The sequence below is a fragment of the Bacillus sp. DX4.1 genome (assembly GCF_030348195.1).
Classification (GTDB): domain Bacteria; phylum Bacillota; class Bacilli; order Bacillales; family Bacillaceae_G; genus Bacillus_A.
Genome location: NZ_JAUCFT010000008.1, coordinates 2,313,582 through 2,329,323 on the forward strand (window position 1 = coordinate 2,313,582; position 15,742 = coordinate 2,329,323).

Annotated in this window: 15 protein-coding genes; 12 read left to right on the forward strand and 3 right to left on the reverse strand. The window is 37.1% G+C overall.

Translation table 11 applies throughout. The features are described 5' to 3' along the window. The first annotated feature begins 421 nt into the window (after positions 1-421). On the forward strand, positions 422-1,036 hold the full coding sequence (locus tag QUF99_RS14695) for a hypothetical protein (RefSeq protein ID WP_289370968.1): 615 nt from the start codon (positions 422-424) through the stop codon (positions 1,034-1,036). A gap of 87 nt (positions 1,037-1,123) precedes the next feature. After that, on the forward strand, positions 1,124-2,410 hold the full coding sequence (gene hcp / locus QUF99_RS14700) for a hydroxylamine reductase (protein WP_289370970.1): 1,287 nt from the start codon (positions 1,124-1,126) through the stop codon (positions 2,408-2,410). A gap of 213 nt (positions 2,411-2,623) precedes the next feature. Here hcp and racA read toward each other — a convergent pair whose 3' ends face one another. After that, a complete protein-coding gene (racA, locus tag QUF99_RS14705) occupies positions 2,624-3,118 on the reverse strand; it encodes a chromosome-anchoring protein RacA (protein ID WP_289370971.1) in 495 nt (164 codons plus the stop codon). Between the two features lie 355 nt (positions 3,119-3,473). Here racA and QUF99_RS14710 point away from each other — a divergent pair, with 355 nt between their 5' ends. After that, positions 3,474-4,829: a hemolysin family protein gene (locus QUF99_RS14710; RefSeq protein WP_289370972.1), complete on the forward strand. Its 1,356-nt coding sequence runs from the start codon at positions 3,474-3,476 to the stop codon at positions 4,827-4,829. 350 nt (positions 4,830-5,179) lie between these two features. After that, the gene (locus tag QUF99_RS14715) at positions 5,180-6,604 is read left to right on the forward strand and encodes an aldehyde dehydrogenase family protein (protein WP_289370974.1); all 1,425 of its coding nucleotides are present in this window, start codon (positions 5,180-5,182) and stop codon (positions 6,602-6,604) included. A gap of 49 nt (positions 6,605-6,653) precedes the next feature. Here QUF99_RS14715 and QUF99_RS14720 read toward each other — a convergent pair whose 3' ends face one another. Then, a complete protein-coding gene (locus tag QUF99_RS14720; RefSeq protein ID WP_289370975.1) occupies positions 6,654-7,046 on the reverse strand; it encodes a YueI family protein in 393 nt (130 codons plus the stop codon). A 178-nt stretch (positions 7,047-7,224) separates the two neighbouring features. On the opposite strand from QUF99_RS14720, the gene QUF99_RS14725 reads away from it, so the two are divergent. After that, complete coding sequence (locus QUF99_RS14725; protein ID WP_353958400.1) at positions 7,225-8,358, forward strand: BA2291 family sporulation histidine kinase; 1,134 nt, start codon at positions 7,225-7,227, stop codon at positions 8,356-8,358. 43 nt (positions 8,359-8,401) lie between these two features. Here QUF99_RS14725 and QUF99_RS14730 read toward each other — a convergent pair whose 3' ends face one another. Continuing rightward, positions 8,402-9,151: a DUF4397 domain-containing protein gene (locus tag QUF99_RS14730; protein WP_289370976.1), complete on the reverse strand. Its 750-nt coding sequence runs from the start codon at positions 9,149-9,151 to the stop codon at positions 8,402-8,404. A 285-nt stretch (positions 9,152-9,436) separates the two neighbouring features. Here QUF99_RS14730 and QUF99_RS28540 point away from each other — a divergent pair, with 285 nt between their 5' ends. From QUF99_RS28540 to ablB, 7 genes are all read left to right on the forward strand, one after another. Continuing rightward, positions 9,437-9,901 (forward strand): adenine deaminase C-terminal domain-containing protein, encoded by a 465-nt coding sequence (locus tag QUF99_RS28540; RefSeq protein WP_483298633.1) that lies wholly within the window; start codon positions 9,437-9,439, stop codon positions 9,899-9,901. A 15-nt stretch (positions 9,902-9,916) separates the two neighbouring features. After that, positions 9,917-10,060, forward strand: coding sequence for a YjcZ family sporulation protein (locus tag QUF99_RS14735; RefSeq protein WP_289370977.1), 144 nt, complete (start codon positions 9,917-9,919; stop codon positions 10,058-10,060). Positions 10,061-10,811: 751 nt separating this feature from the next. Then, positions 10,812-12,122, forward strand: coding sequence for an aspartate aminotransferase family protein (locus tag QUF99_RS14740; RefSeq protein WP_289370978.1), 1,311 nt, complete (start codon positions 10,812-10,814; stop codon positions 12,120-12,122). Beyond that, positions 12,119-12,817, forward strand: a complete 699-nt coding sequence (locus QUF99_RS14745; protein WP_289370980.1) for a 3-oxoacid CoA-transferase subunit A — start codon at positions 12,119-12,121, stop codon at positions 12,815-12,817. The genes QUF99_RS14740 and QUF99_RS14745 overlap by 4 nt, the downstream gene beginning before the upstream one ends. After that, entirely contained in the window at positions 12,802-13,464 is a 663-nt protein-coding gene (locus QUF99_RS14750) for a CoA transferase subunit B (protein ID WP_289370982.1), read from the forward strand. Before QUF99_RS14745 ends, QUF99_RS14750 begins: the two co-directional genes overlap by 16 nt. 15 nt (positions 13,465-13,479) lie before the next feature. After that, the gene (locus tag QUF99_RS14755) at positions 13,480-14,748 is read left to right on the forward strand and encodes a peptidase (RefSeq protein ID WP_289370983.1); all 1,269 of its coding nucleotides are present in this window, start codon (positions 13,480-13,482) and stop codon (positions 14,746-14,748) included. Then, positions 14,745-15,593 carry a putative beta-lysine N-acetyltransferase gene (ablB, locus tag QUF99_RS14760; RefSeq protein ID WP_289370984.1) on the forward strand — a complete coding sequence of 283 codons (849 nt, stop codon included), beginning with the start codon at positions 14,745-14,747 and terminating at the stop codon, positions 15,591-15,593. The genes QUF99_RS14755 and ablB overlap by 4 nt, the downstream gene beginning before the upstream one ends. Positions 15,594-15,742 lie beyond the last annotated feature (149 nt).

Below are 15,742 nucleotides of genomic sequence, written 5' to 3' on the forward strand. Positions count from 1 at the left end.
GAGGTACTACATAAAAGTAGAGCTCCTTAAAACGAGGTAAATTCTTGTTTGTCCCGCTATTCGCGGGCAGTAATACCCCCATCTCAGAATTCGACAAGAAGCAAAGAAGTTAGATGGGTGATAAACTGTCTGTAAAAGCCTAATTGGTGAGGGCTAATGATCAGTGGGGGATGAAGAAGACCCCCGCTGATCAAAGTTTTACTTTGTAAAGGAATACTTCATATAGAAAATGGAAGAGAATTTGAATTTCTACTAGCTATTATAAAACTTTATATAAATATAAAAATAGAATAGGAATTTGTTTCCTTTTATAGAATGTATAGATAGTAAATAGTTTTAGTTGCATACCAAGATTTGTTTTTATATGATAGATGGTGAAAGCGTTATCAAAAAAGAACGGCGATGGGAAAGGCGGGGAAATATGTTCCAGCGTGTTCAAACGAAGGAAGAACATTTTTGGTTCGAGCAACTTTGGGGAGATTTTTGTGAAGAACGAGATTTAATGTTTGTAGAGCGAAATTTAAATCCATCACGATTTTTATTAATAGAAGATCAAAACTACATCGGCACGGTTGAATGTATACGATATACGACACCTGAGCAATCTAATTCTGAGTTTTTCTATCCGTTTTCTAAAAATGAATTGGTGAAGGATCTGAAAAATGTATATGAAATAGGAAAGTTAAGCATTGTGAAAACATCTCGTGGTCGGGGCCATTTTAAAAGATTGACGGCTATTTTATTTATGCACGCTTTGGAAACGAAAGCGGAATGGTATATAGCTGTCGTAACGAAACGGATGTATATGTATTTGCTTACACTAGGCTTTCCGATTGAGCCAATTGATGAGGCATTTGCTTTTCATGATACACTGCAAGGGGTACCTGTCCGAATTCATGCTCGAAAAGGGTTGACGCATTTGTATTCTTTAAAAGAATTTCGCGATATTATTCAAGGAAATGCTCATGCACAGTCGCTCATTAAAGGGAACAGTAAAAATATTATGTTAACAAAACGACATGTCACAAAGTTTTAAAAATTATTGTGATAGACATCACATCTCTTTTTCACAATGTATATTACACTTAATTGGTAATGATTGCTTGAGAAGGGACGGGATGATATGTTTTGCTATCAATGTGAACAAACGCCAACTGGTGGATGTAAAGTAATCGGTGTTTGTGGAAAGAATGAAACAATTGCAAGTTTACAAGATACAATCGTGTTTGGGCTGAAAGGAATTGCTGCTTATCGTACACATGCTGCACAGCTCGGTTATACGGATTCTTTTGTAGATGCTACAACTCATGAAGCATTATATATGACACTAACTAATTCTAACTTTAATGAGCAAGAACATATTGATATGGCTATGAAAGTAGGGAAATCTGCTTTACGCGTGATGGAGCTGTTGGATAAGGCACATACGGACCATTTTGGTGTTCCTGAGCCGGTCCGCATTACACAAAATCGTGTAGAAGGAAAGGCAATTGTTGTTACAGGTCATAACTTATTTGCATTAGAAGAATTATTGAAGCAAACAGAAGGAAAAGGAATCAATATTTATACACATTCTGAAATGCTACCAGCACACGGCTATCCGCAATTGAAAAAATATAAACATTTAAAAGGGAACATCGGGAAGGCATGGTATGATCAACGACGTCTCTTTGAAAAGTTTACAGGAACGATTTTAGCCACAACGAACTGTGTGATGCCTATTAAAGGAACGTACTCTGATCGCTTCTTTTCATATGATATTGCCGGACTAGAGGGTGTAGAAAAAATTGAAAACAATGATTTTACACCGCTGATTGAAAAAACATTAGAGCTTTCAGATGTACATATGGAGTCAGATGAACAACTTGTAACTGGTTTTCATCACAATACAGTATTATCACTAGCCCCTGAAATAATCGAGGCAGTACGAGCGGGGAAAATCAAGAGATTTTTCGTCATTGCAGGGTGTGATGCCCCTGGAAAAGGCGGAGAGTATTATCGAGAATTAGCAACTTCACTTCCACCAGAAGCAGTTATTTTAACGACTTCTTGCGGGAAATTCCGCTTTAATGATGTGGATTATGGGGTTGTACCAGGTACCGAGATTCCGCGTTATATAGATTTAGGTCAGTGCAATAACTCGATTTCAACGGTGAAAATAGCTGCGGCTTTAGCGGATGCATTTCAGTGCGAAGTGAATGAATTACCAGTCAGTATCGTTTTATCTTGGTTTGAACAAAAGGCGGTTGCCATATTACTTGGATTATTTAGTCTTGGTATTCAAGATATTCGCATCGGTCCAAAAGCACCAGAATTCATTTCCCCTGGTGTACTTGAAGTATTACAAGAAACATTCGGTTTAAAATTGATTACAACTGCAGCTGAAGATATGAATACAATGTTATCATAAAGAAAAGGATGTCTCGAAACGAGACATCCTTTTGTATAAGTAAAAAGTGTATAACAATTGGCCAGGGGGAGTCAATTGCTATACACGGAACACACGATAGGATAAAGTGACACTTTGATCAGTGGGGGGCTTCATCCACCACCTAACATCTTTGCTTCCCACCGAACTTTGAGGTAGGGGTATTACTGCCCGCGAATAGCGGGATAAAAAGAACTAAAAACCAAATATACTTAAAATCATTTTACGGCGTTTTGGTTTTTCTTCTCGTTCATATATTGGTGGAGAATCTGGTGTAATGTAAAGAGGTTCTTTTTTCTCGAGAGCGACTTCTAATTTTTGAATTCTTTCCAGCATTTCTTCCATTTCTCTACGATGTTGCAGCAATTGATAGCTGACAACATCATCTGCCTTATCTTGCATCTTTTCTTCCATACGATCTAGACGTTGTGTGATGGCATTCAATTGTTTGGCAAATTGTTCGAATTCAGATGATGACTTAGCTTCAGAATTTTGTGATGAAGGTGGTGCTGGAGTTTGTTCTAAACTAGAGCGTTGAAATTCTAGCATTTGATCTAAGTCTTTTTGGGTAAAGATAAAATGGCCGTATTTATTTTTTTCTATGTTCAATTCTAATTGTTGAGCAATCCGGACAACAGCCTTTGGGCTAACACCTAATTTTTTTGCCATAAAGGGTGTTTTATATTCCAAGGTAATCCCTCCTATATATATCCTGTTGAATAATTTCGTGAGATATAGCTCGTTCCCTCCAAGGGTGACAAAAGAAGTGGGAAATCGGCAAAGAAAGTGTATTTTCACGAAAAGCAGTTTTTTAGTATATAAATCTTTCGAAAAAGAGAAAAAAATGTCTGATTTTTACAAAACATCCTATTTGACGGAAATAATCTAATTCGATTATCATAAGTATAAATATCTTCTTTATGTATGCATATAATGTATAAAAAAGGTGATTACGAATGTAGAAACTTGTAAGTGTACTTATTTCGATAGAATAAAATAATTAGGAGGTGGCTTCCTTACTTACAGCGTGAGTAAGGAAACGTATTTGGACATATATAGTATAAGTATGGTGATTGTTTTAATTGCCTTAACTGCATTTTTCGTTGCGTCAGAATTTGCAATTGTGAAAGTGAGAAGTTCACGCATCGATTTTCTTATTGCAGAAGGGAATAAACGTGCAATTCCTGTGAAAACAGTCATTACAAACTTAGACGAGTATTTATCAGCTTGTCAATTAGGAATTACAGTGACAGCTCTTGGACTTGGGTGGTTAGGAAAACCAGCGATTAAGCACATGTTTGATTCACTTTTCGCAAGATGGGAAGTGCCTCCCTCGCTCGCTGACGTCTTATCTGTTATTCTAGTGTTTATGTTCATTACCTTTTTCCACGTTGTCGTGGGAGAATTAGCACCAAAAACATTAGCAATTCAAAAAGCAGAACAAGTTAGTTTACTTGTGGCAAGACCACTTATTTTCTTTTATCGTTTTGCTTTTCCATTTATTTGGATGTTAAATGGATCAGCTCGGTTTGTAACGAGAATGTTTGGTTTACAACCGGCAAAAGAGCATGAAGAAGTACACTCAGAAGAAGAATTACGAATGCTTGTTTCAGAAAGTTATAAAAATGGTGAAATTAATCAGTCTGAGTTTAAATATGTAAATAAAATTTTTGAATTTGATGATCGTATTGCAAAAGAAATTATGGTACCCCGGACAGAGATGTATATTTTAGATAAGGATATTCCTGTAAGGGAAGCATTGCAAAGAATGGCAAATGAGAGATATACAAGATACCCAATTATTGATGGAGACAAAGATCATGTTATTGGTTTTGTAAACTTTAAAGATATTTTCACAGATTTTGTGAACCATGACGGTGTTAGTAAAGAAACAGTTCAGCAGTATATACGTCCTATTATTCTCGTAATTGAATCCATTGCGATTCATGATTTGTTTTTAAAAATGCAACGAGAACGGACGCATATTGCAATTTTAATTGATGAATATGGCGGGACATCAGGCATTGTAACGGTTGAAGATATATTAGAAGAAATCGTCGGTGATATTCAGGATGAGTTTGATACAGACGAACAGCCGGAAATCCAACATATCAGTGAAACGAAAACGATTCTAGAAGGAAAAGTGCTTGTTAATGAAGTAAATGCGTTATTAGGTTTGTCAATCGATGATGAAGACGTTGATACGATTGGCGGCTGGATTTTAACAAAGCATCTGGAAATTGAAGAGGGTGATATTGTTGAAATTGAAAATTATAAGTTTTGTATCAAGGAACTGGATGGTCACTATATAAAGCATATAGAAGTGACGAAGCAACCAGCACCCATTCGGTTTTCAGAGACTGAAAAGCCAATCTCATTGCAAGAACAAGTAAGCTCGTAAACTCTGCATATAGCAGAGTTTTTTTCGTTGGCAAGCAAAATGGTTTTTGATGTAATGAGACCATGTTACAATAAAAAGGTCATACCTTTAACTAGGTGAATTATTTATCCCGCATTAACGGGCAGTAAATACCCCCACCTCAAAGTTCTGCAAGAAGCAAAGAAGTTAGATGGGGGATAAACTGCCCGTAAAAGCCCGATTCGTTCAACTAATGATCAGTAGGGGATGAAGAAAACCCCCACTGATCAAAGTTTCACTTTATAAAAAAAGAATATGTGTATCATTGAAGGGATTAGAAATTGCTTCATGAAAGTTTGTAAGTAGTGCAAAAATGAGAGAGGGGAAAGAAAATGAAGAAGGATTTATACATAAATGGAGTATGGCAAGAGGCACCAGCGTATAAGACGTTGCATGCACCATATTCGGAGGAAGTGCTGGCAGAAATTGCACAGGGAACAGAAAAGGAAGCCCGGGAAGCTATTGCTGCAGCAAAGAAGGCAACGAAAGAAATGGCAGCGTTGTCTGCATTTGACAGGGCGTCTATTTTAGAAATAGTTGCTAAAAAAATGGACGAACGTAGAGAAGAATTTGCTCAAATTATAGCGAAAGAAGCTGCGAAACCTATTCGTGCAGCGAGAGGAGAAGTCGATCGTACGGTGCAAACATATAAGTTTGCAGCGGAAGAGGCAAAGCGTATTTATGGGGAGACATTGCCATTAGATGCAGCACCAGGAGCGGCTGGACGTATTGCGTATACAGTTCGTAAACCAATCGGTGTAATTGGAGCGATTACTCCGTTCAATTTTCCACTGAACTTAGTTGCACATAAAGTAGGTCCTGCAATTGCGGCTGGTAACACGATTGTATTAAAACCAGCTGATCAAACACCGCTATCTTCCTATGCACTTGTTGAATTATTTGAAGAAGCTGGTTTGCCAAAAGGTGCCTTCAATATTGTATCGGGGCGTGGCTCGATTGTTGGAGAAGCATTGGTAAAAGATGACCGTGTTGCTTCTATTACGTTCACAGGAAGTCCGCAAGTTGGCATTGGTATTAAAGCCAAGGCTGGATTAAAACGTGTTACATTAGAACTCGGTTCAAACGCTGCAGTTGTCATTGATGAAAATGTAGAATTAACGGATGAAATCATCGAACGTGTGAAATGGGGAGCATTCGTTAATAACGGACAAGTTTGTATTTCTGTACAACGCGTATTTGTCCATGAAAATAAAATAGAAGAATTCGTTGAAAAATTAACAAAGGCAATGGATAAAGTAGTAGTGGGGGATCCGCTTGATGAAGAGACAGACGTTTCTGCCCTTATTTCAAAAGGTGATGTGGATCGTATTGATACGTGGGTACAAGAAGCAGTGAAAGAGGGAGCGAAAGTTGTGTATGGTGGTAAAAAACGCGATGCACGTATTTTTGAACCTACTGTATTAACAAATGTTCCAGATCACGTTTCTGTGCAGTGTCAGGAAGTGTTTGGACCAGTTGTTACTGTAAATGCATTTCGAACATTTGATGAAGCGTTAGAAAAGGTAAATAACTCACGCTATGGCTTGCAAGCCGGTGTGTTTACAAATGATTTAATGAAAGCAATGCGGGCGATTGATGAATTAGAAGTAGGTGGCGTGATGATTAATGACATTCCAACGTTCCGAGTTGATCATATGCCTTACGGTGGTGTAAAAGAAAGCGGTACGGGCCGTGAAGGAATTAAATATGCAATTGAAGAAATGACAGAGATGAAACTTGTTTGTATTAAAAAATAACGATAAAAACGTACACCTGGTTCGAAATTAGGTGTACGCTTTTTGTACTTTAATTCATTTCTTGTTTATAAATAGCATCTTCGACATATATTTGTTCTTTATCTACCGCTACACTATGTGCAAGAACTAAACCAATCGGTGTATGGATACCTTTATTTTGAACAATTGTAAATGGTACTTGTTTTTCATTTGCTAATTTAATGTATTTTGATAAATGTGAGTAAGTGATGCTGCCATTTACATATAAGTGTAAGGATTGAGAAGGGCGCATGCTATTTGCTACTTCTGTATAAGTATTGCTTTTCATCACTTGACCGATTGTTAAAGCGACTTCTACACGTTCACGCAATGTACTTAAAAACATATTACGTTCTTCTGGTTTGTTTTGTTTTTGGCCATGAATGCCTTCCTGTAGATAATCTTCCACATTTTTATTTGCCATATTTTTCACACCTTTCCTTCTTCTATTGTACGCAAGAAATAAAAAGGATGCAAAATAATAATTTCACATACTGTATTAAAATTAATTTTATCAACATAAATTAACAAAATGTGACAAAAACATCTTAACGAAACATCTTTTTTGTGTTAATATTCAAAATATAGATGGTGTTTGTCGCATGGATATGGAGGGAATGGGGGTTTTTCCAATCGATAAGGATATTAAAGAAGTATTTTGTTCGCACTTGAAAAACAATGGGCACCAATTCGTAGAGAACTGGAAAAACAAAATGATAGTTTCCGAAAAAGATCCATTTAAGCAAGAAATCGCTCAGAATGGAGAGAATTTATTAGAACTAATCATTGAACTTACTATGGGGGAAAAGGATATAGCCCACCTACAACCGCTATGCGAGAAAATTGCAATCGAACGTGCAGGGGCAGATGCGAACATTGGAGATTTTGTCTATAACGCGAATGTAGGAAGAAATGAATTATTTGAAGCAATGTGCGAATTAGATGTTAGTGCTCGTGAATTAAAACCAATTATGACACAAATACATACTTTCTTTGACAAATTAATTTATTATACGGTTTTAAAGTATTCGGAAATTATATCGAGAAATTTAGAAGAAAAACAACAATATATCAATGAAACACATAAAGAAAGATTAACGATTTTAGGCCAAATGTCAGCTAGTTTCGTTCATGAGTTTAGAAATCCATTAACGTCAATTATGGGATTTGTTAAATTATTAAAAGCGGATCATCCCAATTTGTCTTATTTGGATATCATTTCACATGAACTGGATCAATTAAACTTTCGTATTTCGCAATTTTTACTTGTTTCAAAAAAAGAAATGTGGAATGAATCAGAACATTTTTGGCTAAATGATTTGTTTCAGGATATTATTCATTTCTTATATCCGAGTTTAGTAAATACAAATGTTTCTATTGAAAAAAACTTACCGCACCCTATACCATTTGTTGGATATCGTAGTGAAGTAAGACAAGTTTTTTTAAATGTTTTAATGAACTCAATTGATGCCCTAGAAGTGGTGAAAGAAAGTCGTAAAATTATTATCGATGCATGTGAAGATGAAGAACTCATTCATATTAAAATTAAAAATAATGGACCAATGATTCCTCCAGAAAGTATTGAAACGATTTTCGAACCATTCGTCACTACTAAAAAATTAGGAACAGGAATTGGTTTATTTGTGTGTAAACAAATTGTTGAAAAGCATAATGGATCTATCATGTGCCGATCTAATTCAGAATGGACAGAATTTCATATGTCTTTTCAAAAATGAAGATGAAGAAAGTCTACACCTTCCGTTAAGGTGTAGACTTTCTTTAGTTTGTCAGAACTAACGCTTCTAATTTTGGTGATTGATTAGAATAGCCGATTACTGTAATTGTATAAATTGTATTTGGTTCAACTTTTAGACTTGGAATGGTTGCAAGTACTTTTTTGGTATCAGCTAGTGAAATATCAATATCAGCTGTTCCAGGACTTACTTGTAAGTAGTCTGTAGTTTTTTTAAATGGGACATTTTCAAATAAATGATCGCCATTCTTTAATGAAACAGAAACAGCTGGTGTATCGGACGACAGGTGTACAAATCTTATCTTGGCTTGACCCGATTGTAGAGGAGTGTTATCAAGAATCGGTAACAATTGCATTTGTGTATCATTACCAATCGCTGCAAGTGTATAAGAATGATTTCCCATCATGGGAACAAGTGCTGAAAATATCGATGTTTCACTATCAACAGGTATGATGTCAACACGATATTGTCCTTGCGTTAAAGATAAGTAGGGGCTATATTGTTTAAACGAAATGTTTTTCACTACTTTTTGTCCGTTAATTAAAATATCAACTGGTCGTGTATGAGGAGATGCGTGAAAAATCCTCACGTAGGATGGTTGTGTTGCTTCTTGTGAGACACGTTCTTCATAAGCATGTGCAAGCTTAGTAATTGCATGGTGATGCTTAATATATAATTCCATATATTTTTGCGGATTACTATATTTATAATAGTGCGCAAGCTGTTCGTACATGGCAGCTTCTTGTCCATATTTTTCAATTTCAGACTGAGACAAATAAATTCCTCCTTTCCCATCACTACAACTATATGCATATGTGAAAAGGGGTTATGCAAAAAAACTTACTTTTCCAAAAGTAAAGCGTTAAACTATTAAAAAATTAATCTGAAAACATCTCGTATAATATATAAATACAATTAAAAAACCGACATAAAATCCTTCTTTTTAGGTGGGAGAGAGCATCCGGCCATCCATAGCTGCGGCTTATATGTCGAAAAATCAAAATAGATTTATACAATTGGAGTTGGAATTGTAAAGGGCTTTGGTTTTCAGACTGGCGCCATCGCAACAACGGTAGCGCACGATTCACATAATTTAATCGCTGTCGGAACAAATGATGATGACATGTTAACTGCAATTGAAACGATTCAAAGGGTACAGGGCGGCATGGTAATAATCAATAATGGTGAAGTGCTTGCAGAAATATCACTGAACATTGCAGGATTAATATTAGAACAATGTTCGGAATTGGTTTATAAACAAATAACAAAAATCAATATAGGTTTACAAAGTATTAGTTCGAATACTACATTTAATCCGTTTTTAACATTATCTTTTTTATTTTTACCAGTTATTCCGAATATCAAAATGACTTATTTGATGTTACGAATTTCACACATATTCCAGTTCCACTTTTTCAAAATCTCTAGCATAGCTAGGGATTTTTTTATTTCTAGGCAAACACACATACAAAGTGATAGTTGTCCTACATATTTTATAAATGTAAACCAATTTCAAGAGATGTAGGGAGTGGAACAAACCATGTGGGGTTACGGATATTCTGGTAGTGATTGTGGTTACGGGTATGGTGGATACGGCGGGGGGGGTGGTTTTGGTTCTGGATTTGCGTTAATAGTTGTATTGTTTATTTTGCTAATTATTATTGGGGCTTGCTGGGTGGGTTAATAATTGAAAAAGAGCGTCATGCTGAACTGGTTAATTATAGTTAATCGGTTCTTTCTTTTTCTCATGGATGTTTCACAAACTGAAAGAAATGACATGGTTGTAAAAAGGGATAAAAAGAATAGAAACCATGTGATTTTTTTCTTGCAGGTGTTGGGAGAATGAAGGTGCTGTGTAAGAGATACAATCTCGCATAGAGAATTAACATAATTCGTGGGATATTAAATCATTCGATCATCTGATGTACGAGAAAAATATGATTGTGCAATGTGACACAATCATATCCAATTCATGGCAATAAATAGATATAGAGGGTCTAAAAACAAATATTTGAAAGTAAAATTTCTATGGTCACTCGATCATAGGAGTTTTACTTTGTGAGAAATTTGTCTAATTTTGTTTAAAAATATGACGGATAAAGTGGATAAATAGGAAGGGAATTGACGGGAGTTTCGTCGAAGTTTACTCACTATCAGCAATTTAGAGAGGCTGATATTATGTTAGGAAAAAGAATCGTCTTTTTTTGTTTAGAGTTCATTTATGATGGAGAGGAGGATTGTTTGAAAGAAGAGGAGATTCAGTTTAAGTTTTTATTTCTAAATTTTCCTTTTTAAATTTTGGTTTTTAGCACTTATTTGTATATTTTATAATAGTTTTTTCATAGATTCACTGTATCTGCAGAGAATTCTTTTTTATGAAAGAAACGTCAATTTTCTTCATATATATATACAAATTGGAGAAATGGGGGAGCGCTATGCGCGATTACTTAATTAAGCCACTTGTTGGTCAGCCGTATCCAATGATTTCACATGGAAAAGGTGTGTATTTATATGACCAAAATGGAAATAAATATTTTGATGGTTCGTCTGGCGCGATTACGGCAGGTATTGGCCATGGTGTAACGGAGATTGCGGATGTGATCAAAAGGCAGGCGGAGGAGATTGCCTTTGTCTATCGCTCACAGTTTACGAGTGAGCCAGCTGAGAATTTGGCAAAGAAGTTGAGTGATTTAACTACAGGAGATTTGAACTGGAGTTTTTTCGTGAATAGTGGTACAGAAGCGAATGAAACGGCTATGAAAATTGCAATTCAACATTTTCAAGAGCGTGGCATTCAAGGGAAACACAAAATTTTATCGCGCTGGATGAGTTATCATGGCATTACGATGGGGGCTTTATCGATGTCTGGGCATCCACTTCGCCGGCAACGATTTGTTTCTATTTTGGAAGATTATCCAACTGTTCCAGCTCCGTATTGTTTCCGTTGTCCTGTGCAAAAAGTATATCCGACATGTCAGCTTTCTTGTGCGACAGAATTAGAACGGGCAATTGAACGAATTGGTGCCGAACATATTGCAGCTTTTATTGCAGAGCCAATTATTGGAGCAGCTGGCGGAGCGATTGTGCCGCCAAAAGATTACTATAAAGTCATTAAAGATATATGCAGTCATTACGATATTCTATTTATTGCGGATGAAGTAATGACGGGTTTAGGGCGCACTGGTTCTTGGTTTGCCATGGATCACTGGGGGGTGGAACCTGATATAATGACGCTTGGCAAAGGGCTAGGCGCTGGCTATACTCCGATGGCGGCAACTATTGTAAGTGACCGTGTGATGGAGCCGATTTTACGTGGATCTCGGTCTGTGATGAGTGGGCATACACTAAGTGCGAATCCACTGTCTGCCGCAACAGCTTTAGCGGTTATTGAATATATGGAGAAGCATCATTTACCAGAGAAAACGGCAGAAAAAGGGGAGTATTTAATAAAAGGATTACAAAAAGTTCAACAACAATCGACAATTATTGCCGATGTGCGGGGAAAAGGATTCCTGATTGGAGTAGAATTGCAACCGTTTACAAAAGCATCTGAACTCATTTCGGTTGCGTCAAAAAATGGGCTTCTTTTATATCAAGCCGTATCAGGCCAAGCGGGGAAAGAGGATAGTGCACTGCTTGTCGCACCTCCGCTGACAACTACATATTCGGAGTTAGATGAATTACTTTCTATTTTTACGAAAAGTGTAGAAGAGATGATGCAAAAAGGGGGGCATAGTATCGCATGAAAACTGTTACAAATACATTCGGTAAATTAAAAGCAGTAGAAGAAATTATGTCGTATTTTCATGATGATATGACGTTAATGTTTGGTGGATTTGGTGGCATTGGATCTCCGCCATCATTGATACAGGCAATTGTAGAAAAAGAGATTAGTGGTTTACACTTAATTGGAAATGATACAGGTTTTCCGGACGTAGGGATTGGGCGTCTTGTGACAAATGAACGAGTGAAATCACTTATTACATCACATATCGGTTCAAATCCGAATGCAGGAAGACAGTTAAACGAGGGGAGATTACATATTGAATTTTCTCCGCAAGGCACGTTAGCAGAACGGATTCGTGCTGGAGGAGTTGGTTTAGGTGGAATACTTGTTGATGTCGGGGTCGATACCATTGTGGAAGAAGGAAAACAAACAGTTGAAATGAACGGGAAAACATTTTTAGTAGAGACAGCTTTAACAGCAGAAGTGGCAATTGTATATGCAAAAAAGGCAGATCCGTTTGGAAACCTTGTGTTTGATAAAAGCGCGCGCAATATGAATCCTCATGTTGCTATGGCTGGAGACGTCACGATTGTTGAAGCAGAAGAAATTGTACCGCTTGGAAGTTTAGATCCGGAAGAAATTGTTGTTCCAGGAGTTTTTGTAGATTATATCGTGCAATCAGAAGGGGTGAATTGGAAATGGGTATGGGAGTAGAAATACGAGATAAGATTGCGAAACGGGCCGCAAAAGAAATTCAAAATGGGATGATTGTCAATCTAGGAATTGGTATTCCATCCCTTGTTCCGAATCACTTACCAGAGGATATGCATGTTATGTTTCATGCGGAAAATGGTATCGTTGGTATGGGACCAACACCGAATAAAGGAAGTGAAGATGAAAACTTATGTAATGCGGCGGGATTACCGACGTCTCTTATTACAGGAGCAAGCTATTTTGATAGCTGTACAGCGTTTGGGATCATTCGGAAAGGTTTACTAGATTTAACGATACTTGGTTCTTTGCAAGTGAGCGAGCATGGTGACTTAGCGAACTGGATTGTTCCCGGAAAACGAGTTCCTGGTATTGGCGGAGCGATGGACTTAGCGCAAAAAGCAAAGCGTGTTGTCGTTGTAATGAATCACGTTGATAAATATGGAAATGCAAAAATTGTTTCAGCATGTACACTGCCTTTAACATCAAAAAAATGTGTGGATGTCATTATTACAGATATGGCTGTAATGGAAGTAACACCTGAAGGTTTAGTACTTCAAGAGTTAATGAGTCCTTATACAGTAGAAGATGTAAAACAACATACGGAGGCATCTTTCCGTGTAAGTTCTTCTTTACTAGTAATTGACTGAGAGGAGTTGCAAAATATGGAGCAATTAAAAAAACAAGTATGTGATTATATTGAAAGTCATGAAGTAGAAAGTGTGAAGCTACTAAAGAGATTAATCCAAGAAAAGAGTGTATCTGGGGATGAAAGTGGTGCACAAGCCATTGTCATTGAAAAACTACGTGAATTAGGTTTAGACCTTGATATTTGGGAGCCATCTTTTACGAAAATGAAAGATCATCCTTGCTTTGTTTCACCGAGAACCAATTTTTCTGATAGCCCGAACATTGTTGCTACGTTAAAAGGGAGCGGCGATGGAAAATCGATGATTTTAAACGGGCATATTGATGTTGTGCCAGAAGGTGATGTGAATCAGTGGGAACATCATCCATATAGTGGTGAAAAGATAGGGAATCGTATATACGGCCGGGGTACAACGGATATGAAGGGCGGCAACGTTGCACTTATGCTGGCGATGGAAGCGATTGTGGAACTGGACATCTCATTAAAAGGAGATGTTCATTTTCAAAGTGTTATAGAAGAAGAAAGCGGCGGTGCTGGAACGCTTGCGGCGATTTTACGAGGCTACAAGGCAGATGGAGTTATTATTCCAGAACCGACAAATATGAAATTTTTCCCGAAACAACAAGGTTCTATGTGGTTTCGCTTGCATGTGAAAGGAAAGGCAGCACATGGTGGTACACGTTATGAAGGTGTTAGTGCAATTGAGAAAAGTATGTTTGTCGTTGATCATGTAAGCAAGCTAGAAGAAAAGAGAAACGCTCGAATTACGGATCCATTATATAAAGGAATTCCAATCCCAATTCCGATTAATATCGGGAGAATTGAAGGAGGCAGCTGGCCGAGTTCTGTTCCGGATTCATTAATTTTAGAAGGAAGATGCGGAGTTGCGCCGAATGAGACTATAGAGGCGGCTAAAGAAGAGTTTGAAAATTGGATGCTACAATTAAAGACAGTAGACCCATGGTTTGAGGAACACCCAGTAGAAGTGGAATGGTTTGGAGCAAGGTGGGTACCTGGCGAATTGGATGAGAATCACGCACTTATTTCAACATTACAAGATAATTTTGTTGAAATTGAAGGGAGAAAGCCAATTGTTGAAGCGTCACCTTGGGGAACTGATGGAGGCTTATTTACACAAATCATAGGCGTACCAACAATTGTTTTTGGACCAGGTGAAACGAAAGTTGCTCATTATCCAAATGAGTACATTGAAGTTGATAAAATGATTGCTGCAGCAAAAATTATTGCATGTACATTACTAGACTGGTGTGAGGTGAAGAAATGAAATATTATGAAGAATTTGCAGAACAGACGAACCAATATACAGTAGAAGGGGCTTTAGATTATTTTAATAAGCGTATCAGGGTAGATCATTATACTGGGAATGTACAAAGTATTGTACAAAAAATAGAAGAATTAGCAGAGAAACATTCTTTCACCAAATGTATTATAAAAGGAAAGGGAGAGCATGTTTCGACATGGCTCTCTTTTGGTTTTTTATTAGAAGCAACTATTCCTCATTATTTTCAAGGTCATGATGCGTATTTTATGGTGAAATATCGCAATGACGAGCGACGAAACAGTGTACAATGGGCGAATGAAGATAGTGCCGTTAGCGGTGTGAAAGCAAAAGAAGTGAAAGAAAAACATATTCCAGAGAGGTTCGTATTGCGAAAAGCGACAGAGGAAGATGCAGAAGAGCTTGCGAGTGTATTTGGGAAAGTGTTTGAAATTTATCCAACGCCGTTAAATGAAAAAGACTATATTGTAAAAACAATGCAAGAGGATACGATTTATTACGTGTATGAATCAGAAGGACATATTATTAGTACTGCTTCTGCAGAGATGAACGTGAAAGAAGGAAATGCTGAACTAACAAATTGTGCAACCCTTCCTGAATACCGAACACATGGTTTTATGAAAAGTTTACTCACTAAATTAGAAGAAGAGCTGCAAGGACGCTCCATTTTTTGTTCTTACACAATTGCTCGTGCTCTTTCGTTTGGTATGAATGCAGCTTTTCATCAGCTTGGGTATACATATACAGGTAGGCTCGCAAATAATTGCTATATTTTTGATAAGTTAGAAGATATGAATGTGTGGGTAAAAGATTTATCAAAATCTATATAAATACAAATTAAAAAACCGACATAAACCCCTTCTTTTTAGGTGGGAGAGAGCATCCGGCCATGCATAGAAGCGGTTAGATCCTTTTCCTGCCCCAGACATGGTGAAAACAAAGAGAGAAAACGAGTGCAGGTCACCTTTTGTTATCCATA